Source organism: Marinobacter shunpengi (assembly GCF_045449715.1).
Taxonomy (GTDB): domain Bacteria; phylum Pseudomonadota; class Gammaproteobacteria; order Pseudomonadales; family Oleiphilaceae; genus Marinobacter.
In genome coordinates this window covers 18904-42290 of sequence record NZ_JBJJLA010000003.1, presented here as the reverse complement: position 1 = coordinate 42290, position 23387 = coordinate 18904, and the positions used below count along the sequence as shown (strand labels likewise).

Genomic DNA, 23387 nt, shown 5'->3' with positions numbered 1-23387 from the left:
GGATTGGGGTCAGTCTGCTCCCGTATCCAGGGACAGGGACTGCACCCGTTGCAGGATGCGTTCCCCACGTTCCCCGGCCCGCTCGAGGAAGTTGTCCCGGGCCGGCAGGCTAGCCTCCCGGAACCGCTCCCGCTGTTCGTCCGTCAGGCGTTCCATGGTAATACGCCCCGATTCCCGGATCTGTTGCAGGCGTCGACGGTTGTAGTTCCGCTGTACCTCGTTGATAAACTCCGGCATGCCCGCCCGGGCGGCGTTCAGCCATTGACGCTGGTTGTCGTCGAGGTTCCGGTACCAGTCCCGGTTGCTGACCACACTGGCCACGAAGCGTGTGGCCTGCGGCATCGTCATGACGGACTGGACTTCATGGAAGTTCATCTCGGCAATAGCGAAGGCCGGGTTGCTCTGACCATCCACCTGACCCAGTTGCAGGGCGTCGTATACCTTCGAGTAGGGCATGGGGACCGGTTCGGCGCCCCAGGCCCGGAATACCTCCGCCTGCAGGGGGGCCGTCATGGTACGCATACGCAAGCCGGCGAAATCTTCCGGGGAATGGATGGGTCTGTCCGCGGTCCAGATCATCCAGCCTTCGGGCACCAGGTCCAGCAACTGCAGGCCGGCGTCCTGCCAGCCCGATTGCAACAGCGCCAGCAGTTCGCTGTCCGCCAGTATCCGGCGATTGGCCTCGTCGGACTCGGGAAACAGGAACGGCAGCAGGAAAATGCCGGCTTCCGGAATGTCATCGGCAACATGCCCTGGGGAGGCGAACGCCAAGTGTACCCGGCCGTCCTCCACCAGTCGGGTGAGCTGAGGTGAGGTGCCGATGGAGCCGTAGGGGTAGATTTCCACCTGCACCTGGCCCTCGGAAAGCTCGCTGATGCGGCGGCGGAATTCCTGGGCCCAGGCATCCTGAACGCTGCCACCGATTTCCTCCAGGGCAAACCGCCAGATCTCCGGCTCCGGTTCGTTCGGGAACAGCCCGGTTACCGTATCGTCATTGTCGCTGCAGGCGGAAAGAAAAAGGCAACTGACCATGGCCAGTACCAGGGCGCCGTTTTGCCTGGCTTTCATGGGTGGTGATATCTCCTTGCACAAATAGCGGCGGATCTTATCCCAAAAGCCCTATCCTAGACGAGTTGGCCCGAATGCGGTACCGGCCCCGGCCCCGGGGAGACCACCGGATAAAAAAAAGCCCCGTCATGAGACGGGGCAAGCTGAGGCAGGAGCTATCGTGACAACGTTTACATCAGGGCATCGACCCGGTTCCGGACGCTGGGCTCGCTGTTGTAAGCCGTGGCAATGGCGTTGTAGGTGGGGATGTCCAGTCCGGCGTCCTCAATGACAGTCACCATCTCGTCGTTGGCTTCCATCTGGAGTTCACGGGCTTCGTCCTGGGAACCGGCTTCCTCGATCTTGGCCATGTACTCGTCGCGGATATCGTTGATGCCGTCCTGGGCCTCGACAAACTTGCGCAGTTCCTCGTCGTTGTAGTCGGTCTTTGCCTCACCGGCGGCGGATGGATTGCTGTAGCTGCCCTGGTCGGTCTGCGTGGGCTCCTGGGCCTGGGACTGCGCGAACACAGCCGGTGCACCGGCGACCAGTGTGATGGCAACGGCGGCGGAAGTCAGAAGGTGTTTCATGGTTGAAGTCCTCGTGCTTGTTTACGGTTCACTGGCCAGTGATTCAATTGTCGTGCCAATGCTAAAATTTCCATAAAGTTCAATTTAATCAATCAGTTATGATGTATTCTCGGTGACGAAATGGTAATCTGGATTGAGGCAATATGCCACATGTGACATCCTGCTGTGACATTTATGTCGGTCAACACCCATAGGCCTTTCATCCACCTGTGACTCACTCTGTTCAGGATATCAACCATGAGCCGACTTCTCGGTAGTGCCGGCCAGGTCTTCCATTCCGTAAGGTTGACCCTGTTCCTAAGTATCGTGGTACCGCTGATGCTGGTGGTGGGTGCCGGTATTGTGCTGGCGGTCAATGCGATTGAGGACAACCTCGATCAGCGGCTCCGGGAAGACCTGGAACTGGTGGCCCGTGCCGCCAGTGGCCCATTAGCCCGGGCCGTGGAGGATGGCAACGAAATCGTGCTGGATCAGGCCCTCAAGTCGATTTTCCGTATCGGTCGTGTCTATGGCGCGTCGATTTTCGATGCCGATGGAACCCAGGTCGCCAGCCTGGGGGTGGCGGACACCAGCGTGCGCACCAGTCGCAGTGCCAACGAGGTGATCCAGAGCGGGGAACGGGGCGGAACCTTCCGCCGGGTGGATGGCGTGCCGGTGTTCTCCCAGTTCACCCCCCTGGTGTCCGGGGATGGCCGTATCATCGGATTGCTGCAGGTGACCCGCAAGCGCAGCGATTTCCATCGCCAGGTGGCATCGGCCCGGACCTGGGCGGTGGCCCTGTGGTGCCTGGTCCTGGTGGTGGTCAGCCTGGTGGTGGTGCTGGGGCATTACGGGGCGGTGGGCCGATACGTCAACCGGCTGCTGGAGGCCATGGGCGGAATGGCCCCGGGGCACTGGCAGATCCGGTCCGACGCCTCCGGCCCCCGGGAGATACGGCAGTTACATGAAGGCCTGTGTCACCTGGGGGACCGCATGGCCCAGGCGGAGGAGGAAATCCGCCAGCGGGTCCAGCGGGAACAGGAACTGGGGGAACAGCTTGAGTACCAGGAAAAGGTGGCCATGATTGGCCGCGTGGCGGGCGGGGTGGCCCACGAACTGGGGGCACCCCTGAACGTTATCCAGGGCAGGGCATCGATCCTGGCCCGGGGGGAGCTGGGGCCGGAGGAACTCCGGCAACTGGACGATATCCGTCACCAGGTGCAGCGTATGACACGGATTATTGAGCAGTTGCTGGACTGTTTCCGGCATGTGCCGGATGCCCGCCGCCCGGTGGACCTGGCCCCCCTCCTGCGGGAACTGGTGGCCCAGGTGGGTGAGGAATCCTCGGCCAGCGGCAAATCGATAACACTGTCCATGCCGGATGAGCCGGTCTTTGTCGAGGCTGAGCCGACGCGACTGGAGCTGGCCTGTGTCAACGTTATTCGCAATGCCTGTGAGGCCGGCCACGATCAGGTGACGGTAACCGTCGAACCGTCCGGGGACTACTGGCAGGTTCGGGTGGACGACGACGGGCCGGGCATCCCGGAAGCGCAGCGGGAGCGGATCTTCGAGCCCTTTTTCAGTACACGACCCGCCGGCGAGGGGACGGGCCTTGGCCTGGCCATGGTCAAGAGTGTGATCAAGGAGCATCGGGGCCGCCTGACGGTGACGGACAGTCCCCTGGGTGGCTGTCGCATGGGCCTGTTCTGGCCCGTTGCTTCGCCACCGGCTGAAGGACAGGAGCAAACGGTATGACAACCCGGGAAACACTGTTGTTGATCGAGGACGACGCCAGCCTGAGAACCCTGTTACAGGAGGAACTGGCCCTGGACGGCTATCGGGTGCTGGTCGCTTCCACCTCGGCGGAGGGCATGGCCATGGTCCTGGAGCGGTCGCCGGATCTGGTGATATCCGACCTTCGACTGCCGGACGGGGATGGGCTGGATGTGTTGCGAAAACTCCAGGCGGAAGGCCGCATGGTGCCTTTTGTCATCATCACCGCCTTTGGCACCGTGGATCAGGCGGTGGATGCCCTCCAGGCCGGAGCGGACGACTTCCTCACCAAACCCCTGTCCACCGAACACCTGCGCCTGAAAGTGAAGCGGCTGCTGGCCCATGCCGCCCTGAGCCACGAGCTGGCCCGCTATCGGTCCACCTCGGGCCAGCCCGCCAACCTGGGGCTGGTGGGAGAGAGTGCGGCCATGGACCGGCTGCGACAGGAAATACGCCAGGTGGCCCGCAGCCAGGCGGCGGTGCTCGTCAACGGTGAAAGCGGCACCGGCAAGGAACTGGTGGCCAGGGCCATACACCAGGAAAGCGGGCGCCGGGACCAGCCATTCATTCCGGTGAACTGCGCCGGTATTCCCCATGAGCTGATGGAAAGCGAGTTCTTTGGTCATGAGGCCGGCGCCTTCACTGGCGCCCGCCAGTCCCGCAAGGGGCTGTTCGCCGAGGCCAGTGGCGGCACCCTGTTGTTGGACGAGGTGGGGGAGATGCCCCTGGCGCTCCAGGCCAAACTGTTGCGGGTGCTGCAGGAAGGCCGGGTCAAGCCGGTGGGCGCCGAGCGGGAAGAAGCGGTGGATGTGCGGGTGATTGCCGCAACCCATGTGGACCTGCTGGACGCCGTGGCACGGGGGGAATTCCGCGAAGACCTCTACTATCGCCTGGAAACCCTGGCGCTGTCGGTGCCGCCCCTGCGGCAAAGGGGGGATGACGTGGAGCTGCTGGCCATGCACTTCCTGCGGCAGTCAGCGGATCGCCACGGCAGGGGTTTCCTGCGGCTGGGGGAGGCGACCCTGCAGACTCTGGGGGACTATCCGTTTCCCGGCAACGTCCGTGAGCTGTCCAGTGCCATGGAGCGGGCGGTGACCTTCTGCGAGGGGGATGTGGTCCAGCCGGAACATTTGCCGGCCCGCATCCGCAAACGCCAGGCGGGGGGCATGACCTCGCCCGTGGAGAGTGAAGCGGATGATGGCAGTATCGCCCACTGGCCGACACTGGATGCCCTTCAGCAGGACTATGTCGGCAAGGTGATGAAGGCCGTCGGCGGAAACAAGCGCCGTGCTGCCCAGATCCTGGGGATCAACCGGCGCACGCTCTACCGGTGGCTCGACAGTACGGGAGGAAACGAATGAAGAACCAGCGCCTTGCCATGTTGTCCGGGCTGGGTGCCGTCCTGCTCTGGTCCACCGTGGCCACCGCGTTCAAGCTGACCCTGCAACACTACACCCCCCTGCAGATGATGCTGATGGCCAGCCTCACCTCGGTTGTGGTCATGGCCGTGCTGCTGGCATTCCAGGGTCGACTGGGTGGGGTGCTGCAGCTTTCCCGCTGGCAGTACCTGCAATCCCTGGGGCTGGGCCTGATCAACCCGTGCCTGTACTACCTGCTGCTGTTCGGGGCATTCGACCGCCTGCCGGCCCAGGAGGCCCAGCCCATCAACTACACCTGGGCCCTGGTCCTTGCCTACCTGTCGGTGCCCTTCCTGGGGCATCGGCTGCGGGGCATGGATATCCTGGCGGGGCTGGTCTGTTATGGCGGGGTGGTGGTGATCGCTACCCGTGGCAACTTTGCCGATCTGTCATTCTCGGATCCGCTCGGGGTCACGCTGGCCATCGCCAGTACCCTGGTCTGGGCCAGCTACTGGATACTGGCCACCCGTGACCGCAGGGAGCCGGTGACCGGATTGTTGCTCAACTTTCTGTTCGCGCTGCCGTTCATCGCCCTGCTGACCTGGTGGCAGGACGGCCTGCCGTCCCTGACCAGTGGTGGCTTTGCCGGCAGTCTCTATGTGGGCGTGTTCGAGATGGGGCTGGCCTTCGTGCTCTGGTCACGGGCCATGAAGCTGGCCACCAATACCTCGCGGGTCAGCAACCTGATCTTCATTTCGCCCTTCCTGTCCCTGGTCTTCATCTACCTGATCCTCGGGGAGGTGATACTGGCTTCCACCTGGGTCGGGCTGGTGCTGATCGTGGCCGGGCTGTGGCTGCAACAGGTGGGCGCCCGACCGTCCGCCGGGGAAACCGACGGCCATGGCTGACTGGCACCTGTACATCCTCCGGACGGCCAGTGGCAGTCTCTATACCGGCGTGACCACGGATGTGCAGCGGCGCCTGTCCGAACATCAGTCAGGTGGTCCCCGATGTGCCCGAAGCCTGCGGGGCAGGGGGCCCCTGGAGCTGGTGTTCAGTCATCCGGTGGGGGACCGGTCCAGGGCCCTGAGCCTGGAGTGGCACATCAAGCGATGGCCCCGACGGCACAAGGATGCGCTGATCCGTGGCGATCGTGTCATTCCACCGCTTTGCCAGGTAAAGAAGCCGTAAATTCCGCTCCGGGGGCGGATGGCGAAAATGACTGTGTTATTCTCGCGGTGTTCCCGATGGAACGCGATCCAATAAACAGACGTGTAGGTATACGTGTACTGGAAAAAAGACAAGATCGGTATTCCCCAGTGGGAGAGCGACGCGGTCCGGGGTGACCTCAGGCCGTTTTCCCCGCAAGAGGGGCAGGACCTGAGCCCGGACATGCAGGCCTACTGTCGCTACTATGGCCTGGATCTCTGGGTGGAGTACCCGGAGGTGCGCTATTCACCGGGCCTGGTGGAAGCCGGGGGGCACCAGGTGGCGGTGCACTTCTATCGGCTGCCCGAGCAACGGCACACCAAGGGCACCGTTTTCATCCTGCACGGCTATTTCGACCACGTCGGACTCTACAGCCAGTTGATTGAACGCTGCCTGTCTGCCGGTTATCACGTGCTGGCGTGGGATCAGCCCGGCCATGGCCTGTCCAGTGGTGCACCGGCTGCCATCGGCAGTTTCATGGAATATCAGGCCGTACTGAGCGACCTGATGGCCAGGGTCCGTCGTCATGCCCCCGGGCCCTGGCACGCCGTGGGGCAGAGCACCGGCAGCGGCATACTGATCGATTACCTGCTGTCCAACCACCATAGCGTGAACACCTCCGCCTTCCGCTCCGTAGTGCTTCTGGCGCCACTGGTGCGCCCGGTGGGCTGGTTGGGTGCCCGGGCGCTGCACAGTGTGGCGAAGCCCTTTCTGAAACGCTGGAAACGGGCCTTTACCGCCAACAGTACCAACACCCGCTTTCTGGAGTTCCTGCGGGAACATGACCCGTTGCAGGCCAGGGCCGTGCATGTGGACTGGGTATCGGCATTGCGTCAGTGGGTGCCGCACATTGAAGCCGCCCGCCCGGTGGATTTCCCGGTGACGGTGATCCAGGGGGAAAAGGACCAGACGGTGGACTGGCGGCACAACCTTCGCATTATCAGGAACAAGTTTTCTTCGGTGGACGAGATCAGGCTGCCCACCGGGCGGCATCATCTGGTCAACGAAGCACAGGATCTGCAGGCAACCGTGTTCAATGGCATCATCGATACCTTTGATCGCGCCGTCACTGAAGACGGGGTTGCCCGGCATCGACAAAAACGGTTACCAACACAGGAGATCTGACCGTGAAAAAAACTCTGATGGCAATCACCGTGGCCTCAGTCGGCCTGTCAGGCTGTATGACCTATGACCCCTACACCGGCGAGGAGAAAACCTCCAACGCTACCAAGGGCAGCATCATCGGGGCGATCGGCGGTGCCGCAATCGGTGCCGCCACCTCCAGTGACAGTGACCGTGGCAAGGGCGCCCTGATCGGGGCCGCCGGTGGTGCTGCCGTTGGTGGTGGTATCGGTTATTACATGGACAAGCAGGAGGCGGAACTGCGCCGCAAGCTGGAAGGCACCGGCGTGCGGGTGGTACGTAACGGCGACCAGATCGAACTGATCATGCCCGGCAATATCACCTTCGATACTGACCAGGCCTCCATCAAGTCGTCCTTCACCGGCGTGCTGGAGTCCGTGGGGCTGGTGCTGCAGGAGTTCGACAAGACCGTTATCCAGATCGACGGCCATACCGACAGCACCGGTTCCGACAGCTACAACCAGATGCTCTCGGAACGCCGTGCCAGCTCGGTACGGGATTTCCTGCTCAACCAGGGCATTGCGCCAGCGCGCACCCGCGCCACCGGTTATGGCGAGCGCTACCCGGTGGCCACCAACGACACCCCCGCCGGCCGCGAGCAGAACCGCCGCGTGGAGCTGACACTGGTGCCCACCCAGCAGTAACGGGACGGATATCCAGCCACAAAAAAGGGGTGCCGGCCGGCACCCCTTTTTTCGTTACGTCATGACGACGGATCAGAACAGCACGCGGCAGCGGATGGTGCCCTTGACCTTGCGCAGTTTCTCCAGCGCCAGCTCGCCATAGGCCTTGTCCACGTCGATCACCACGTAGCCGATCTCCTCCTTGGTCTGCAGGTACTGGCCGCAGACGTTGATGCCGTTCTCGGAGAAGACCTGGTTGATCTCCGACATCACCCCCGGCACATTCTCGTGGATATGCAGCAGGCGGTGCTGGTTGGGGTGGGACGGCAGTGCCACCTCCGGGAAGTTGACGGAGGACACGGAGGTGCCGTTGTCGCTGTACATGGCCAGCTTCTCGGCCACTTCCTTGCCGATGTTCTCCTGGGCTTCCATGGTGGAGCCACCGACGTGCGGGGTCAGGATCACATTGTCGAACTCCCGCAGCGGAGACACGAATTCCTCGTCGTTGGACTTGGGCTCCACCGGGAACACGTCGATGGCGGCACCCAGCAGCTTGCCACTGCTGATGGCCTCGGCCAGGGCGTCGATATCCACCACGGTGCCACGGGAGGCATTCATCAGGATGCTGCCCGGTTTCATCTGGGCGAACTGTTCGGCGCCGAACATGTAGTGGGTCGCCTGGGTTGCCGGCACATGGAGGCTGACCACGTCCGCCAGGTTCAGCAGTTCCTTCAGGGAGCCTACCTGCCTGGCGTTGCCGATGGGCAGCTTGGAAACCACGTCATAGAAATAGACTTCCATACCCAGGGATTCCGCCAGTACCGAGAACTGGGTACCGATGTTGCCGTAACCGATGATGCCCAGCTTCTTGCCACGAATCTCGTAGCTGTCCTTGGCGGACTTCAGCCAGCCGCCGCGATGGGCGCGGGCGTTCTTCTCGGGAATGCCGCGCAGCAGCAGGATGGCCTGGGCCAGCACCAGTTCCGCCACGCTGCGGGTATTGGAGAAGGGGGCGTTGAACACGGCGACACCGCGGCGGGTGGCCGCCTGCAGGTCCACCTGGTTGGTACCGATGCAGAAACAGCCTACCGCAACCAGCTTTTTCGCGGCTTCGAACACCTTCTCGGTGAGCTGGGTACGGGAGCGGATGCCGATGAAATGGGCGTCGGCAATCTTCTCGATCAGCTCATCCTCCGCCAGGGAGTGTGTGAGGTATTCGATGTTGGTGTAACCGGCTGCGTGCAGGGTATCCAGCGCAGACTGGTGAACCCCTTCCAGCAGCAGGATGCGGATCTTGCTCTTTTCAAGAGACGTTTCTGACATGGGTAAGCTTCCAGACCTTCTATTGCGTGGTGTGAAGCGCCGGGGTGTCCGGGCTCCCTGGACCAGAAAACACCTGCAAGCCCGGGGCCTTCCGCGACCGGTTCTGGCGCGGGCTCACAGAACAGGGGCGGTATGATACCATAACGGCAAATTTTCACAGCCGGCCCGTTAACCTGAATCAACCCGTGTCGGGGGCGGGCCCCACTATCCGAGAGATCCCGCGACCCATGAACCCGGAACAGATCATCGCGTCCCTGAAAACCCTGGTGGATGATGGCAAGGTCCTGACGGAACCGGCCGACCTGGACGCCTACGGCAAGGACTGGACCAGGCAGTATGCACCCCGCCCGCTGGCGATTGTGCTGCCCAAGACTACCGAACAGGTACAGGCGGTGGTGCGGTTTGCCAACGACAACCAGGTGGCGCTGGTGCCCTCCGGCGGGCGCACCGGGCTCAGTGCCGGTGCGGTGGCCGCCAACGGCGAAGTCGTGGTGGCGTTTGACAACATGAACCGGATCCTGGACTTCAGCCCCAGTGACCGCACGGTCCGTTGCCAGGCCGGGGTGGTGACCGAACAGTTGCAGACCTTCGCCGACGACAACGGCCTGTTCTATCCCGTGGATTTCGCGTCGGCGGGCTCCAGCCAGCTTGGCGGCAACCTGTCCACCAATGCTGGCGGCATCAAGGTCATCCGCTACGGCATGAGCCGTGACTGGGTGGCCGGCCTCAAGGTGGTTACCGGCAAGGGTGATATCCTTGAGCTGAACCTGGACCTGGAGAAGAACAACACCGGCTACGACCTGCGCCACCTGTTTATCGGTGCCGAGGGCACCCTGGGCTTTATCACCGAGGCCACCATGAAACTGACCCGGCAGCCCACCAACCTGACGGTGATGGTGCTGGGCCTGGCGGACCTCACCAACACCATGGATGTGCTGCAGACGTTCCTGAAGACGGTGGACCTGACCGCCTACGAGTTCTTCTCCCACCAGGCCATGGGGCATGTGCTGGCCCACGGCCAGGTGCAGGCGCCGTTCGAAACGGAAGCGCCTTACTATGCCCTGCTGGAATTCGAGGCGGTCTCCGACCAGGTCATGGACGATGCCATGGCACTGTTCGAACAGTGTGTCGAGAATGGCTGGGTGCTGGATGGTGTGATCAGTCAGAGTGAGACCCAGGCCAGCAACCTGTGGCAACTGCGTGAGCGGATTTCCGAGTCTATCGCCCCGCGTACCCCCTACAAGAACGATATTTCCGTGGTGGTCTCCAAGGTGCCGGAATTCCTCACCGAAATCGACCAGGTGGTAACCGAGCACTACCCGGACTTCGAGATCATCTGGTTCGGCCATATCGGTGACGGCAACCTGCACCTGAACATCCTCAAGCCCGAAGACATGGCGAAGGAGGAGTTCTTCGACAAGTGCCAGCAGGTGAACAAATGGGTGTTCGATATCGTGCAGCGGCACCGGGGCAGTGTCTCCGCCGAACACGGGGTGGGCCTGGTCAAGAAGGACTACCTGCAATATACCCGTTCGCCCACGGAGATCGCCTACCTCCGGGGCATCAAGCAGGTTTTCGATCCCAACGGCATTATGAATCCCGGCAAGATCTTCGACCCGCAGTAGGGCTGCGAATGAACCAGACCGGACACCAGACACCACCCGAGTGGCAGGAGGTGCCATGAAAGACCACGTGGTCGTACTGACAGGGGCCGGCATCAGTGCCGAAAGTGGCCTGTCCACCTTCCGTGACAGCGGCGGTCTCTGGGAAAAGCATAGCATCGAGGAGGTGGCCACCCCGGAGGCCTTTGCCCGCAACCCGGAACGGGTACTGGATTTCTACAATCAGCGTCGCAGGCAGTTGGGCAGCGTTGAACCCAATGCCGCCCATCGCGCCCTTGCGGAGCTGGAGCAGACGCACCAGGTCACCGTGATCACCCAGAATGTGGATGACCTGCACGAACGGGCCGGCTCCAGCAATGTGGTGCACCTGCACGGCGAACTGACCAAGGTGCGTAGTTCGAAAGTGCCGGAACTGATCTACCACCTTGGCTACGATGAGATTCGCCTGGGCGACACCTGCGAGCAGGGCAGCCAGCTTCGTCCCCATGTGGTCTGGTTCGGTGAGGCGGTGCCGATGATCGAGGCGGCCGCCGAAATCGTTCCCATGGCGGATCACCTGCTGATCGTGGGCACGTCCCTGCAGGTCTATCCGGCGGCCGGGCTGGTGGAGCTGGCCGGCTTCGATGTGCCGGTGACGGTGATCGATCCCGGCGAGGTGCCGGCCATGACCCGGGCCCGGGTGCTCCGGGAACCTGCCAGCGTTGGAGTCCCCCGGTGGGTAAGGGCGCTGACTGGGGGTTGAGACTGTCGCCTGACAAGGATGTTTGATCGTCCTTCCGTCCGGCTTTCATGGCCGTGACATTAAACATTGTTAGTCCCCGGACAGAGCCGGTTGTACTTGGCTAGACTGGCCTACATCCACTAGTAAGGGTAGTGGCTCGGGGAGGCTGAAATGAAGATGACCATGCATGTATCCGGAGAAACCCTGGACCACAAGCTGGCCGCCAGGTGTGGCACTGCTACGGAGGCGGAGAAGATTGCCGATGACCTGTGCACGGCGACCAGCCTGAGTCGGGGGCAGGTTCGAATTATCCACCCTGGCGATGACCATAAGGGGTCGAAGCTGGAGCCCGAGGATCAGGGCATCATGCACACGGCCATCCGGTCCCACATATGGCTGGGGTTGGCGGGCGTTGCCGGTGGTCTGTTGCTGTTCTCGGTACTGGCGGCCGCGGGCCTGCCCTTCGTGGCCCAGAACCTGATCTGGGCCGGTGCCCTGTTTGCGGTATTCGGCGGTGTGGCAGGCCTGCTGCTCGGCGGGGTCTACACCCTGCGTCCAGACCATACGGTGTATGTCTCCCGTTCGGCGTCAGCGCTGGACAAGGGCCACTACATGGTTACCATACATGCCCGCGACCGGGACCAGGTCGGTGAGGCACAGCGTTATCTGAAAGCCCGTCATATTCATACGGTGCGGAGTTTTTAGCGCACCGTTTGCGGCGCTAGTCCCGCAAGTAGCTGTCCAGGTTGCCCCGGAAGGCTGCCTGCACACCAAGCTGCTTCAGTATCCAGTAGTGCCCCGCCACCATGCGGTCGATGAACATGCTGTCCACGGCTGGCTGGAAACGGTCCAGGTAGCGGAATACGGTGTGGGTTCGGGCCGCAATCTGCCGGTGCAGATCTGACCGGCCGAAATCGTAGGGTTCGTCGCCATCGAAGGGCTCGATCAGCATGTTGCGCCACATGGCGTAGTAATCCGGATTGATGGCCGGTTTTTCCGCCACCCTTGCCCCCAGGTCAATCAGGTGCCGGTCCAGGGCCTCGTAATCCTCGTCCAGTGCCGCTATCAGTGCCTGTCGGTAGTAGGCCACCACCGACGGGCGCAGTGACTTGACACAGCCGAAATCATAGAGGATCAGCGTACCGTCCGGCCGGAAGGCAAAATTGCCGGCATGGGGGTCGCCATGGATGCACTGGAAGTCGAACAGCTCATCGGCCATGGTAATGAACAGGTGTTCGCCCAGACGGTTGATGGTCGCCTGACTGTACCGGTCCGGTGTGATCTGTTGCAGGTGATCGCCCTCGGCCAGCTCCAGGGTCAGGATATGCCGGGTGGAGTGGCTGTCGATGACCCGGGGGATCAGCACCCAGGGGTGGCGCTGGTGATAGTCCCGGAACCGGCGGATATTGGTGGCCTCGTTCTCGTAGTCCAGTTCTTCCTTCAGGCGTACCCGGATCTCCTCGAACAGCCGGTCGGCGCTTTCCTTGGGCATCCGCAGCAGTCCACCCAGCCGTAGCGCCATGCGAAGCTGTTTCAGGTCCGAATCGCAGGATTCATCGACCCCCGGATACTGGACCTTCACGATGACCTCGGTGCCGTCCTTCAGCCGGGCCCGGTGGACCTGGCCGATGGACGCGGCGGCGTAGGGTTTTTCCTGGAGCTCGTCAAACAGTTCGTCCACCGAAGCACCCAACTCCGCTTCCACCTGCTGGCGGATCACCTCGAAGGGCATGGGCGGAGCTTCCTTCTGCAGTCGCTGCAGGGCCTGGGAGAACTCCTTGGGCAGGAAATCCTGGGTCTGGGAGGCAACCTGGCCCACCTTCATCACCGCACCCTTGAGTTCCCCCAGGGTGTCGACGATTTCGTCCGCCATGCGGGCATACTGGAGGGAGCGTTCCTCATCCGATTCACGGCCCAGGAAACGGCGGGCCCGGTGGCCGGCGAACTGACCGGCCACGGAGGCGGTCATGCCGGCGAGTTTCAGGAAGCGTCCGCTGCGGGAGGTTACGGGTTTTTTGGCCATACTTGTGTTAAGGGACACCAGGGTGAGCGGCACCAGAAGAATGTTGGTTGCCTACTCTACGCTGGTTTCCACGTGAAGCCTACCGTCCAGCTCCAGCTCCAGGCGCTGTCCGGGGGATAATTCACCCACGCCCGCGGGGGTGCCGGTGAGAACCACATCCCCGGGCAGGAGAGTGAAGGTTTCGGAGGCGTAGGCAATAAGGGTGAGTACCGGGGTAATCATGTCGCTGGTGTCGCCCCGCTGTCGGATGTTGCCATCGATGGCCAGGGAAAACGACAGGTTGCCGAAGTTATCCCCCTGGTGCAGCGGTATGAAGGACGACAACGGGCAGGCGCCATCGAAAGCCTTGGCGCGTTCCCATGGATGGCCCTTGGCCTTGAGTTCCGACTGCAGCTCCCGCAGGGTCAGGTCCAGGGCCAGGCCGATGCCCACGCTGGCTTCCCGGACCTCGCTCTCGCTGGCGTGTCGCAAGGGGGCGCCGATCAGCACGGCCAGTTCCGCCTCGTAGTGCACCTCGCCCTGGTCCGTGGGCAGGCGTATGGGGTCGGTCAGCGGTACCACGGCTGTGGCTGGCTTCATGAACAGCAGCGGCTGCTCGGGAATCGGGTTGTTGAGCTCGGCCGCGTGCTGGGCGTAGTTGCGGCCCACGCAGACCACCTTGCCAAGGGGCCAGTCAATGGGACGGCCATCCTGCCACTGGTGCCGATAGTTCATGGTTACCCCCCGATTATCCCTTCAACGCTGGTTTGCCGTTACAGGCACACTAGTTGCCTTCGAACTCGCACACAGTATAGACGTTCAATCCTTCGTCGCGCAGCTTGCGGGAGCCGCCCAGGTCCGGCAGATCGATCATGGCGGACACCTCCACGATTTCCGCGCCGATCTGACGGATCAGGCGGCTGGCGGCCAGCATGGTGCCGCCAGTGGCGATGAGATCATCCACCAGCACCACCTTGTCCCCCGGTCTGAAGGCATCCTTGTGCAACTCCACGGAGGCGGTGCCGTACTCCAGTTCATAGTCTTCCACCAGGGTGTCGAAGGGGAGCTTGCCCTTCTTGCGCACCAGTACCAGGCCGGCGTTCAGTTCGTAGGCCAGGGGCGAGCCGATGATGAAACCCCGGGCATCGATGGCAGCAACAACGTCGATCTGCTGGTCGTGGTAGCGGTGGACAAAGGCGTCCACCAGTTTGCGGAAGGAAGTGCGGTCCTGCAGTACGGTGGTGATGTCACGGAAAGCCACGCCGGGTTTGGGCCAGTCCGGGACCGTACGAATGGCTTTCTTGATGCTGTCGGCAAAGTAGTCCATGGCGTTGGTTCTCCGGTGCCGGTCAGGCGTCGAGGAAAATGAACTTGAGTACGAACACGATGGCAATGATCGCCACGCTGGGGTTCAGGTCTGACCAGCGACCGCTCAGGGCCTTGAGGGCGGCATAGGTGATAAAGCCGGCGGCGATGCCATCGGCAATGGAGAAGGTCAGCGGCATGATCAGTGCGGTGGCCACGGCGGGCGCGGCGTCGGTCACGTCCTCCCAGTCGATCAGCTTGAGGCCGCTGGTCATCAGCACCGCCACGTAGAGCAGGGCGGGGGCGGTGGCGTAGGCCGGGATCACGCTGGCAATGGGGGCGAACAGCAGGCAGGCCAGGAACAGCGCGGCCACCACCACGGCGGTCAGGCCGGTACGGCCGCCGGCGGTGATACCGGCGGTGGACTCCACATAGCTGGTGGTGGTGGAGGTGCCCAGGGCAGCCCCGGACATGGTGGCCACGGAGTCGGACATCAGCGCCCGGCCCAGTCGCGGCAGCTTGCCGTCCTTGTCCAGCAGGCCGCCACGCTGGGCGGCGCCGATCAGGGTGCCGGAGGTATCAAACAGGTCCACGAACAGGAACGCGAAGATCACCGAGATCATGCCCACGTTCAGGGCGCCGGCAATGTCCAGCTCCAGGAAGGTGGGTGCCAGGCTGGGCGGGGCGGAGACCAGCCCTTCGTATTCCACCAGTCCCATGGCCATGGCGATGCCGGTGATGGCCAGGATGCCGATCATCACCGCGCCGGTAACGCGGCGATAGGCCATGGCACAGATGGCGGCGAAACCGGCAAAGAACAGCAGGGCCTCCGGTGTCTTGATGTCGCCCATGGTCACCAGGGTGGCGGGGTTGTCCACCACGATGCCGGCGTTCTTGAGGGCGATGAAGGCCAGGAAGAAGCCGATACCGGCGGAGATGCCGAAGCGCAGGGACAGGGGGATGCTGTTGATGATCCATTCCCGCACCTTGAAAATGCTCAGCAGGAAGAAGATCAGGCCCGACATGAACACTGCGCCCAGGGCCACTTGCCAGCTATAGCCCATGTTGCCCACCACGGTGAACGAGAAGAAGGCGTTCAGGCCCATGCCCGGGGCCAGGGCGATGGGGTAGTTGGCCCACAGGCCCATGATCAGGGTGCCGATGACGGCGGCAATGCACGTGGCCACGAACACGGCCCCGAAATCCATACCGGTGGCAGAGAGGATGGACGGGTTGACCACCACGATGTAGGCCATGGTCAGGAAGGTGGTAATGCCGGCGATGACCTCACGTTTGACAGTGGTGCCATGGGCCTGCAACTGGAAGAGCTTTTCGAGCATGGGGGGAAGCCTCGATGCGTTCGGATTGTGGGCAAACGTTAAAGGGGCGTAATGATACCTCAGGCGACGGAGCCAGACCATGACAGTGCCAAGCCTGTCAGTGGTGGCTGTCCCGTTGCAACCGGATATCAAATCGCACGGCGGCCATCCTGACGATGACGATAAAAAGCAGGCCGATGGTCAGGGCCAGGGTTTCGCTCTCCAGCAGCCACTGGCAGGCAAAGTAGAGCCAGCAGCCGGCAAAGGAGATGGAGGCGTAGATCTGGTCCTTGCGAAAGATAAAGGGCACCTCATTGCAGAGGGTATCCCGCAGGGCACCCCCGAAGGTGCCGGTCATCACCCCCAGAAGCGAGGCGATAAACCAGGAATGCCCCAGGTCCAGGGCCAGTTGCGCGCCCAGGATGGAGAAGATCCCCAGCCCGATGGCATCCGGAAACACGATACGGGATTCCCGGATACGGCGCCCCAGTCCGGCATAGCTGAACACCACCGCCATGGCCAGGATCAGGATAGGCTGCTCCTGGTGCTTGATCCAGTACAGGGGGTGATTGTCCATCATCAGGTCACGCAACGTACCGCCGCCCAGGGCGGTGACAAAACCGATGGTGAACACCCCCACCGGGTCCATGTTTTTCTGCTGGGCGACGATCATGCCGGAAATCGCAAAGGCGACCACGCCGATCATTTCCAGCACATAGATGATGTCAGGCATAGGGCAGGTCAGGCAGGCTGTGAACGGTGCGCGAAGGATAGCCGATTTCCGGGCCGGTATCATCCGAAGGTGAAGGCTGATCAATAACAGTGATGCCAATCCATAAGCTATCCTTATTTGATTCATGACTTGCGTCGGGTTAGCTTGAACCGTTATCCCGGGTGTCCCCGTCCCGGCGTCCCGCCGAGGGAAGCTGGCCACGGGGACCCATCAACAACATCAATACCCTGATACAGGATCGGAGCAACAGAATGCGTGCAATTCTCTGCAAGGAGTACGGCCCGGCGGAAAAGCTGGTGATCGAGGATATCGAATGCCCGGAGCCCACCGGCGGCCAGGTCAAGGTTCGCGTCAAGGCCGCGGGGCTGAACTTCCCGGATACCCTGATCATTGAAGGCAAGTACCAGATCAAGCCCGAGATGCCGTTCTCCCCCGGTGGCGAAATGGCTGGCGAGGTGGTATCCGTGGGCGACAAGGTCAGCCGCTTCAAGCCCGGTGACCGGGTGATCGGCATGACCGGTTACGGCGCCTTTGCCGAGGAAATGCTGGTGGACGAGAACCGCCTGCTGCCCCTGGCCGAGGGCATGAGCAACGAGGAAGGCGCGGCGTTCACCATGGTGTACGGCACCTCCTACCACGCCCTCAAGCAGCGGGCCGACATCCAGCCGGGCGAGACCCTGCTGGTACTGGGCGCCAGTGGCGGCGTGGGCCTGGCGGCGGTGGAACTGGGCAAGGCCATGGGCGCCCATGTGATCGCGGCGGCCAGCACCGATGCCAAGCTGCAGGTGGCGAAGGAAGCCGGTGCCGACGAACTGCTCAACTACAGCAACACCGACAAGCCCCTGAAGGACGTGATCAAGGAAATGACCGGCGGCAAGGGCGTCGACGTGATCTACGATCCCGTGGGCGGCGACTTCACCGAGCAGTCGCTGCGGGCCATGGCCTGGAACGGCCGCCACCTGATCATCGGCTTCGCCGCCGGCGACATCCCCAAGATTCCCGCCAACCTGACCCTGCTCAAGAGCTGTTCCGTGGTCGGTGTGTTCTGGGGTGCCTTCACCCAGAAAGAGCCGCAGAACCACGTGCAGAACATGAAAGAGCTGTTCCAGATGCACGCGGAAGGCAAGATCAAGCCCAAGGTCAGCGAAGTATTCGCCTTCGAGGACTATGTGAAGGCCCTCGACGCCCTCACCGGACGGACCGCCACCGGCAAGGTGGTGCTGAAGGTCGGCGACTGAGTCCCGGTTATTGCGGATAAAAACCTGTCCTTCCTGAGTACGGAGCGCCACTTTGGCGCTCCGTTTCTCGTTTTTTACGATCCCTACCTGCTACCCTTCCGTAATAAGCAGTAACTTTTCATCGGTTCGCCGGTCACAGGACGCAGGTGCATCGGGTGTATAGGCCGTCACCGGTTAATGCCGGTGCTGAACGATAGAGATATCAGGCTATATGGATACCAGATTGTCTTTCGGTCGGAAAAGCACACTTTCCTTCATCACGTTGGCACTGAGTGGTCTGCTTGCAAGCTGCGGCGGCGGTGGTGGAGGCTCCGGAGACGACGACCTTGGTCGCGGCTCAACGGGGATCCAGGGCGTGATTGATATCGCCGCCGGCAGCCGGGTGGACCGGGATTATGCCGACCTGTGGCGGGTAAACGACGGTAACTGGCCAGCCGGCAGTGACGGTATTGTCACGTTGCCGGTGCCCGCCACCGTGGGCGGCTACCTGAGCCATGCCAGTGGATCCGATAGCTCGGGACGCCTTTACCCGGAAGACAATACCGACACCTACGTGGCTCCGATGGTGAACGGTGACCGCTACGTACTCCAATGCTTTTCGTCCCTTGGCCTGGACGAGGACGGACTGGATGTGACCCTGGCGCTGGACGGCACTGACGACAATTCAGATGCCTGCGGCTCCGGAGGCATCTATGACGGCGGAAGCGGAAATGTCCAGGTCACGGTGTCCACCAACAGTGACAGTGGCCCCCTGCGCTATGTGCTGACCATTGTTCCCCAGGGCTCCCTGAGTACCTTCGATGTGCGCTGGCCGGAGCCAGACCTGCGAGTGGATGAGGCCATTGTGACCGGCCCCGTGGCCTTCGCCAGCACCCTGTCTTCCTCCGGCCTCCGGGCCAGTTCCGTGATGGAAGTGGGACGCTCCATCGGGCCGGATACCTGGCATGTGCGCCGGGACGAGGGCGTCAATGCCCTGTCGGCCCGGTCCACCGGCGCCAGCGATCCCCGGGCGGAGACCATCGAGTGGATCCGGGGCATGCGGGAGGATTTCGGGCTGGAGGTGGACCCGAACTATCTGCTTAACACTGCGACGGTTCCTGGAAACGATCCTTATTACAACACTACCAATGATGATACCGGTCTGGATGACAACTGGAATCTCAAGCAGATTAAGGTGGACACGGCGTGGACTCAGATTGGAACCTGGGGCCAAGACGTGGGCGTTGCCATTATGGATACCGGCTTGTACAGCACCGATATGGACAATTATGGCAGTTGGCACGAGGACTTGGCCGCCAATGTCGTGGTTGAGGGTGGCTTGCTGGATTTCGTCAGCGCTGACTATGACGTGGATGACGATACTGGTCGTGACGGTAACCCCGCCACGCCGCCGACACCCGGGGCGGAGAGCACCAGCTACCACGGCACTCATGTAGCCGGAATAGTCGCTGCTGAGGACAACTCACTGGGTACCGTCGGGATTGCCCATCAAGCTACCATCCTGCCCTACCGGGTACTGGGGGTGGATCCGGTGACCGGCGATGACGGCACAGGGGCCGTATCCGACCTGATTGATGCGATCAACAATGCGGTGGATCGAAACGGTAATGCCGAGGGTGGTGACGATGTGGATGTGATCAACCTCAGCCTCGGGGGGCTGCCGCCGCTGCTCCCGGTGCAGACAGCCACCGACCGGGCGTACGATGATGGCATCCTGGTGGTGGCCGCTGGCGGTAATAGTGGCGATGCGTCCGCTGTCTACCCGGCTGCCAACCGACGTGTGGTGGGTGTTGGTGCCACCAACCGTAGCGGGGAACTGGCGAGTTACTCCAACTACGGACAGTCCGTTGACCTGCTGGCCCCTGGCGGGGCACTGGATGACGGTATCCTGAACGCCTATGGGGAAGTCGACGGTGAGATCTACGGCTACCTGGCTGGCACGTCCATGGCTGTGCCGCACCTGAGTGGGGTGTATGCCCTGGTGAAGGGCGTCAACCCTGGCCTGACCCCGGACCAGTTCCGGGCCCAGATGATTGCAGGGTATCTGACCAATTCTGAGGATACTGATCCTCCAGGACTGAGAAACTATGCGTTATATGGGGCCGGTCTTCTGAATGCGCAAAAAGCGTTGGATCCGGCTACACGTGGTCTCTATCCCACAGTGGTCAGCGCCTGGCCCCGGGTGCTGGAGGTCAGCTCATCCGGAAACGAGTCGTCCGTGTTGCTGGAGGTCTTGAAAGAAGGTTCCCAGGACGCCCCGGTCGTCAGCGGTGAGCCCGTCATACCCACATCCTTCGAAATGACGGACGGTGACGGGCAACCCGTCAACGATGGTGAGCCGATTCCGGAGGAGCTGCGTATTCGCGTTGACCCGGACGCTCTGCCCCCCAATCGAGAGGTTTCGGGAGAAATTGTCATTGGATATACCACGGAATCCGCGGATCGGGACCTGGTTATCCCGGTCTACGTCCAGTCCACGGACGAGCAGGAAGATCGCAGTGCCGGGCGTCACTATGTCCTGCTGCTGGATGCCGACGATTTCAACTCGTCCCGATCCATGCAGGTGGTTGCCCGGGAAGACAACGGCGAGTATGAGTACTCTATGGACGGTGTGACACCGGGTGACTACATCCTGGTGGCCGGTACCGACCTGGACAGCAACGGCTTTATCTGCGAAAACGGCGAAGCCTGCGCCGAGTACCCCAGTGCCGGTTCCCGTGAGGTGATCTCCATCAGTGAGGGTGAGACGCTGCGGCTGGATATGACCACCAGCTTCCGGCGGCCGACCATCGCCGAGATGGGGCTGCCGCGTTACGGGTTCGAGGGGTACCCCGTGCCCGATCGGTCCACGGGCGATACGTCCGTGGACCGGCAGTTGAAGTAGTACGGTAACCTGAGGAGAGTCCCATGGGGTTCTGGAAACACCGATGTTCCGTTGTCGCCGGCGTCCTCCTGTTGTCGGTGTTGTCCGCCTGTGCCATGAACCGTGACACCACCTCCGACGGTGCGCCCCTGGCCCGGCAGATCACCGCCTCCGGCCAGTGTGGCTTCACCGCTCCTGGGCTGGTCTACATGGATTCCCGGGAGCGCCTGGACGCCCTGTCTGAGGCCCGTGGGGTGAATCTGGTGGCGGTGGAGAACCATGACTTCGAGCGGGAGCACCTGCTGCTGGTGGCCGCAGGCCGCAAGCCCAGTGGTGGCTATGGCGTCGCCCTGGAGGAGTCCCGTATCCGCGAAGGCGTGCTGGAGATCACCGTGCAGGTGCGCAGCCCGGCCCCCGACCAGGCGGTGACCATGGCCCTGACCAGCCCCTGCGCCCTGCTGGCGGTCACCGCCGAGGGCTGGAGCCGGGCGACGGTGTCCGGCCCCGGGTTCGACGAACTGTCATTCCAGCGGTGACCGACAGCTCATTCAGCGCTGTCGGGACATTGATCTTTGCACCAGATTCCCTAAGCTATGGGGCCACAACCCATCCCCGCAGATCCGGAGCTGTACCCTCCCTATGAGCCAGAAAACCTACAACGCCGACTCCATTGAAGTCCTCAGCGGTCTGGACCCGGTGCGTAAGCGTCCGGGTATGTACACCGACACCAGTCGGCCCAACCATCTGGCCCAGGAAGTCATCGACAACAGCGTGGATGAGGCGCTGGCCGGCCACGCCCGGCGTATGGACGTCATCCTGCATGCCGACGGTTCCCTGTCGGTGGAGGACGACGGTCGTGGTATGCCGGTGGACATGCACAAGGAGGAAGGTCTGTCCGGGGTGGAGCTGATCCTCAGCCGGCTGCATGCCGGGGGCAAGTTCTCCCAGGGCAACTACAATTTCTCCGGCGGCCTGCACGGGGTGGGGGTATCGGTGGTGAACGCCCTGTCCACCCACCTGGAAGTGACCATCAAACGGGACGGCAACCTCTACCGCATGACCTTCGCCGATGGCGAGAAGGCCAGTGATCTGGCCGTGGTGGACACCGTGGGTAAGCGCAATACCGGTACCCGCCTGCATTTCATGCCGGACCCGAAGTACTTTGATTCCCCGAAGTTCTCCGTCAGCCGCCTGCGCCACAACCTGCGGGCCAAGGCGGTACTGTGCCCGGGGCTGAACGTGACCTTCCTGCAGGGAGCCTCCGGCGAGAAGGACGAGTGGTTCTACGAGGACGGCCTGCGGGACTACCTGCGCAGTGAGCTGGCGGACCTGGAAGCCGTGCCCCTGGAGCCCTTCACCGGTCGCTTCGCCGGCAACAGCGAGGAAGTGGACTGGGCGGTACAGTGGCTGCCGGAAGGTGGTGAGTCGGTCACCGAAAGCTACGTGAACCTGATCCCCACCGTCCAGGGGGGCACCCACGTCAACGGGTTCCGCACCGGGCTTCTGGAGGCCATGCGGGAGTTCTGCGAGTTCCGCAACCTGCTGCCCCGGGGTGTGAAGCTGACGCCGGAGGATATCTGGGAGCGCTGCGCCTACGTGCTCTCGTTCAAGATGCAGGACCCCCAGTTCTCCGGTCAGACCAAGGAGCGCCTGTCGTCCCGCGAGGCGGCGGCGTTTATCTCCGGGGTGGTCAAGGACGCGTTCAGCCTTTGGCTGAACCAGCATACCAGCGTGGCGGAAGCCCTGGCGGATGTGTTTATCAGCAACGCCCAGCGCCGCCTGCGGGCGAGCCGCAAGGTGGCCCGCAAGAAGGTAACCTCCGGCCCGGCCCTGCCGGGCAAGCTGGCGGACTGTTCCGGTGCCGACGCCAGTCGCTCCGAACTGTTCCTGGTGGAAGGGGACTCGGCGGGCGGTTCCGCCAAGCAGGCCCGTGACCGGGAGTTCCAGGCGGTGATGCCGCTGCGGGGCAAGATCCTCAATACCTGGGAAGTGGATTCGTCCGAAATTCTGGCATCCCAGGAAGTGCATGACATCGCAGTGGCCATCGGCGTGGACCCTGGTTCCGACAGGCTGGACGGCCTGCGCTACAACAAGGTCTGTATCCTGGCGGATGCGGACTCCGATGGCCTGCATATCGCGACCCTGCTGTGCGCGCTGTTTGTCCAGCACTTCCGCCCCGTGGTGCAGGCGGGGCACGTGTTCGTGGCCATGCCTCCACTGTACCGGGTGGATCTGGGCAAGGAGACCTTCTACGCCCTCGACGAACACGAGAAACAGGGCATCATCGACCGGATCGCCGCCGAGAAGCGCAAGGGCAAGATTCAGGTCACCCGCTTCAAGGGACTGGGTGAGATGAACCCGCTGCAGCTCCGGGAGACCACCATGGCTCCGGACACCCGTCGCCTGGTGATGCTGACCCTGGAGGAGGGGGACGACACCATCGAACGGATGGACATGCTGCTGGGCAAGAAGCGGGCGGGGGACCGCCGGAACTGGCTGGAGACCTACGGCAATATGGCCGACGTCGCCGTCTGACCGG

General features: G+C 62.6%; 21 protein-coding genes. 13 read left to right on the top strand and 8 right to left on the bottom strand.

Features of this window, described 5'->3' with window-relative positions:
* Positions 1 to 9: 9 nt before the first annotated feature.
* Both dctP and ACJO3T_RS00545 read right to left on the bottom strand, forming a co-directional pair.
* The gene (gene dctP, locus ACJO3T_RS00550; RefSeq protein ID WP_406964069.1) at positions 10 to 1068 is read right to left on the bottom strand and encodes a TRAP transporter substrate-binding protein DctP; all 1059 of its coding nucleotides are present in this window, start codon (positions 1066 to 1068) and stop codon (positions 10 to 12) included.
* Positions 1069 to 1238: 170 nt separating this feature from the next.
* Positions 1239 to 1637, bottom strand: coding sequence for a DUF4168 domain-containing protein (locus tag ACJO3T_RS00545; RefSeq protein ID WP_406964070.1), 399 nt, complete (start codon positions 1635 to 1637; stop codon positions 1239 to 1241).
* Between the two features lie 237 nt (positions 1638 to 1874).
* Between ACJO3T_RS00545 and ACJO3T_RS00540 the strand changes: the two genes are divergently transcribed.
* The 6 genes from ACJO3T_RS00540 to ACJO3T_RS00515 all read left to right on the top strand — a co-directional run bounded on the left by ACJO3T_RS00540 (position 1875) and on the right by ACJO3T_RS00515 (position 7743).
* Positions 1875 to 3371: a sensor histidine kinase gene (locus tag ACJO3T_RS00540; protein WP_406964071.1), complete on the top strand. Its 1497-nt coding sequence runs from the start codon at positions 1875 to 1877 to the stop codon at positions 3369 to 3371.
* The gene (locus ACJO3T_RS00535; RefSeq protein WP_406964072.1) at positions 3368 to 4750 is read left to right on the top strand and encodes a sigma-54-dependent transcriptional regulator; all 1383 of its coding nucleotides are present in this window, start codon (positions 3368 to 3370) and stop codon (positions 4748 to 4750) included. Before ACJO3T_RS00540 ends, ACJO3T_RS00535 begins: the two co-directional genes overlap by 4 nt.
* Entirely contained in the window at positions 4747 to 5655 is a 909-nt protein-coding gene (locus ACJO3T_RS00530) for a DMT family transporter (RefSeq protein WP_406964073.1), read from the top strand. The genes ACJO3T_RS00535 and ACJO3T_RS00530 overlap by 4 nt, the downstream gene beginning before the upstream one ends.
* Positions 5648 to 5938, top strand: a complete 291-nt coding sequence (locus tag ACJO3T_RS00525) for a GIY-YIG nuclease family protein (RefSeq protein WP_406964074.1) — start codon at positions 5648 to 5650, stop codon at positions 5936 to 5938. Before ACJO3T_RS00530 ends, ACJO3T_RS00525 begins: the two co-directional genes overlap by 8 nt.
* A 93-nt stretch (positions 5939 to 6031) precedes the next feature.
* On the top strand, positions 6032 to 7081 hold the full coding sequence (locus ACJO3T_RS00520) for an alpha/beta hydrolase (RefSeq protein ID WP_406977510.1): 1050 nt from the start codon (positions 6032 to 6034) through the stop codon (positions 7079 to 7081).
* A gap of 2 nt (positions 7082 to 7083) precedes the next feature.
* Complete coding sequence (locus ACJO3T_RS00515; RefSeq protein ID WP_406964076.1) at positions 7084 to 7743, top strand: YiaD family glycine zipper/OmpA-like lipoprotein; 660 nt, start codon at positions 7084 to 7086, stop codon at positions 7741 to 7743.
* A 72-nt stretch (positions 7744 to 7815) separates the two neighbouring features.
* Here ACJO3T_RS00515 and serA read toward each other — a convergent pair whose 3' ends face one another.
* A complete protein-coding gene (gene serA / locus ACJO3T_RS00510; protein WP_406964077.1) occupies positions 7816 to 9045 on the bottom strand; it encodes a phosphoglycerate dehydrogenase in 1230 nt (409 codons plus the stop codon).
* A 227-nt stretch (positions 9046 to 9272) separates the two neighbouring features.
* Here serA and ACJO3T_RS00505 point away from each other — a divergent pair, with 227 nt between their 5' ends.
* From ACJO3T_RS00505 to ACJO3T_RS00495, 3 genes are all read left to right on the top strand, one after another.
* A complete protein-coding gene (locus tag ACJO3T_RS00505; protein ID WP_406977509.1) occupies positions 9273 to 10670 on the top strand; it encodes a D-2-hydroxyglutarate dehydrogenase in 1398 nt (465 codons plus the stop codon).
* A gap of 55 nt (positions 10671 to 10725) precedes the next feature.
* The gene (locus tag ACJO3T_RS00500; protein ID WP_406964079.1) at positions 10726 to 11409 is read left to right on the top strand and encodes an SIR2 family NAD-dependent protein deacylase; all 684 of its coding nucleotides are present in this window, start codon (positions 10726 to 10728) and stop codon (positions 11407 to 11409) included.
* Between the two features lie 150 nt (positions 11410 to 11559).
* Positions 11560 to 12093 (top strand): hypothetical protein, encoded by a 534-nt coding sequence (locus ACJO3T_RS00495; RefSeq protein ID WP_406964080.1) that lies wholly within the window; start codon positions 11560 to 11562, stop codon positions 12091 to 12093.
* Positions 12094 to 12109: 16 nt separating this feature from the next.
* Here the strand turns inward: ACJO3T_RS00495 and ACJO3T_RS00490 are convergent, their stop codons facing one another.
* From ACJO3T_RS00490 to ACJO3T_RS00470, 5 genes are all read right to left on the bottom strand, one after another.
* Positions 12110 to 13411, bottom strand: a complete 1302-nt coding sequence (locus ACJO3T_RS00490; RefSeq protein ID WP_406964081.1) for an ABC1 kinase family protein — start codon at positions 13409 to 13411, stop codon at positions 12110 to 12112.
* A 51-nt stretch (positions 13412 to 13462) separates the two neighbouring features.
* Entirely contained in the window at positions 13463 to 14125 is a 663-nt protein-coding gene (locus ACJO3T_RS00485) for a fumarylacetoacetate hydrolase family protein (RefSeq protein ID WP_406964082.1), read from the bottom strand.
* A gap of 49 nt (positions 14126 to 14174) precedes the next feature.
* A complete protein-coding gene (locus ACJO3T_RS00480) occupies positions 14175 to 14717 on the bottom strand; it encodes an adenine phosphoribosyltransferase (protein ID WP_406964083.1) in 543 nt (180 codons plus the stop codon).
* 22 nt (positions 14718 to 14739) lie between these two features.
* Positions 14740 to 16035: an NCS2 family permease gene (locus ACJO3T_RS00475; RefSeq protein ID WP_406964084.1), complete on the bottom strand. Its 1296-nt coding sequence runs from the start codon at positions 16033 to 16035 to the stop codon at positions 14740 to 14742.
* A gap of 97 nt (positions 16036 to 16132) precedes the next feature.
* Complete coding sequence (locus ACJO3T_RS00470; RefSeq protein WP_406964085.1) at positions 16133 to 16747, bottom strand: trimeric intracellular cation channel family protein; 615 nt, start codon at positions 16745 to 16747, stop codon at positions 16133 to 16135.
* Between the two features lie 251 nt (positions 16748 to 16998).
* Between ACJO3T_RS00470 and ACJO3T_RS00465 the strand changes: the two genes are divergently transcribed.
* The 4 genes from ACJO3T_RS00465 (at position 16999) to parE (ending at position 23383) form a co-directional block, all read left to right on the top strand.
* A complete protein-coding gene (locus ACJO3T_RS00465; protein ID WP_406964086.1) occupies positions 16999 to 17985 on the top strand; it encodes an NADPH:quinone oxidoreductase family protein in 987 nt (328 codons plus the stop codon).
* Positions 17986 to 18208: 223 nt separating this feature from the next.
* Positions 18209 to 20869, top strand: coding sequence for a S8 family serine peptidase (locus tag ACJO3T_RS00460; protein ID WP_406977508.1), 2661 nt, complete (start codon positions 18209 to 18211; stop codon positions 20867 to 20869).
* Positions 20870 to 20892: 23 nt separating this feature from the next.
* Positions 20893 to 21384: a protease complex subunit PrcB family protein gene (locus tag ACJO3T_RS00455; protein WP_406977507.1), complete on the top strand. Its 492-nt coding sequence runs from the start codon at positions 20893 to 20895 to the stop codon at positions 21382 to 21384.
* 103 nt (positions 21385 to 21487) lie between these two features.
* A complete protein-coding gene (gene parE / locus ACJO3T_RS00450; RefSeq protein ID WP_406977506.1) occupies positions 21488 to 23383 on the top strand; it encodes a DNA topoisomerase IV subunit B in 1896 nt (631 codons plus the stop codon).
* Positions 23384 to 23387 lie beyond the last annotated feature (4 nt).

Bases quoted from the DNA above. Each gene is read 5' to 3' on its own strand.
- dctP (WP_406964069.1), bottom strand. From the start codon at position 1,068: ATGAAAGCCAGGCAAAACGGCGCCCTGGTACTGGCCATGGTCAGTTGC.
- ACJO3T_RS00545 (WP_406964070.1), bottom strand. From the start codon at position 1,637: ATGAAACACCTTCTGACTTCCGCCGCCGTTGCCATCACACTGGTCGCC.
- ACJO3T_RS00540 (WP_406964071.1), top strand. From the start codon at position 1,875: ATGAGCCGACTTCTCGGTAGTGCCGGCCAGGTCTTCCATTCCGTAAGG.
- ACJO3T_RS00535 (WP_406964072.1), top strand. From the start codon at position 3,368: ATGACAACCCGGGAAACACTGTTGTTGATCGAGGACGACGCCAGCCTG.
- ACJO3T_RS00530 (WP_406964073.1), top strand. From the start codon at position 4,747: ATGAAGAACCAGCGCCTTGCCATGTTGTCCGGGCTGGGTGCCGTCCTG.
- ACJO3T_RS00525 (WP_406964074.1), top strand. From the start codon at position 5,648: ATGGCTGACTGGCACCTGTACATCCTCCGGACGGCCAGTGGCAGTCTC.
- serA (WP_406964077.1), bottom strand. From the start codon at position 9,045: ATGTCAGAAACGTCTCTTGAAAAGAGCAAGATCCGCATCCTGCTGCTG.
- ACJO3T_RS00505 (WP_406977509.1), top strand. From the start codon at position 9,273: ATGAACCCGGAACAGATCATCGCGTCCCTGAAAACCCTGGTGGATGAT.
- ACJO3T_RS00500 (WP_406964079.1), top strand. From the start codon at position 10,726: ATGAAAGACCACGTGGTCGTACTGACAGGGGCCGGCATCAGTGCCGAA.
- ACJO3T_RS00495 (WP_406964080.1), top strand. From the start codon at position 11,560: ATGAAGATGACCATGCATGTATCCGGAGAAACCCTGGACCACAAGCTG.
- ACJO3T_RS00490 (WP_406964081.1), bottom strand. From the start codon at position 13,411: ATGGCCAAAAAACCCGTAACCTCCCGCAGCGGACGCTTCCTGAAACTC.
- ACJO3T_RS00485 (WP_406964082.1), bottom strand. From the start codon at position 14,125: ATGAACTATCGGCACCAGTGGCAGGATGGCCGTCCCATTGACTGGCCC.
- ACJO3T_RS00480 (WP_406964083.1), bottom strand. From the start codon at position 14,717: ATGGACTACTTTGCCGACAGCATCAAGAAAGCCATTCGTACGGTCCCG.
- ACJO3T_RS00475 (WP_406964084.1), bottom strand. From the start codon at position 16,035: ATGCTCGAAAAGCTCTTCCAGTTGCAGGCCCATGGCACCACTGTCAAA.
- ACJO3T_RS00470 (WP_406964085.1), bottom strand. From the start codon at position 16,747: ATGCCTGACATCATCTATGTGCTGGAAATGATCGGCGTGGTCGCCTTT.
- ACJO3T_RS00465 (WP_406964086.1), top strand. From the start codon at position 16,999: ATGCGTGCAATTCTCTGCAAGGAGTACGGCCCGGCGGAAAAGCTGGTG.
- ACJO3T_RS00455 (WP_406977507.1), top strand. From the start codon at position 20,893: ATGGGGTTCTGGAAACACCGATGTTCCGTTGTCGCCGGCGTCCTCCTG.
- parE (WP_406977506.1), top strand. From the start codon at position 21,488: ATGAGCCAGAAAACCTACAACGCCGACTCCATTGAAGTCCTCAGCGGT.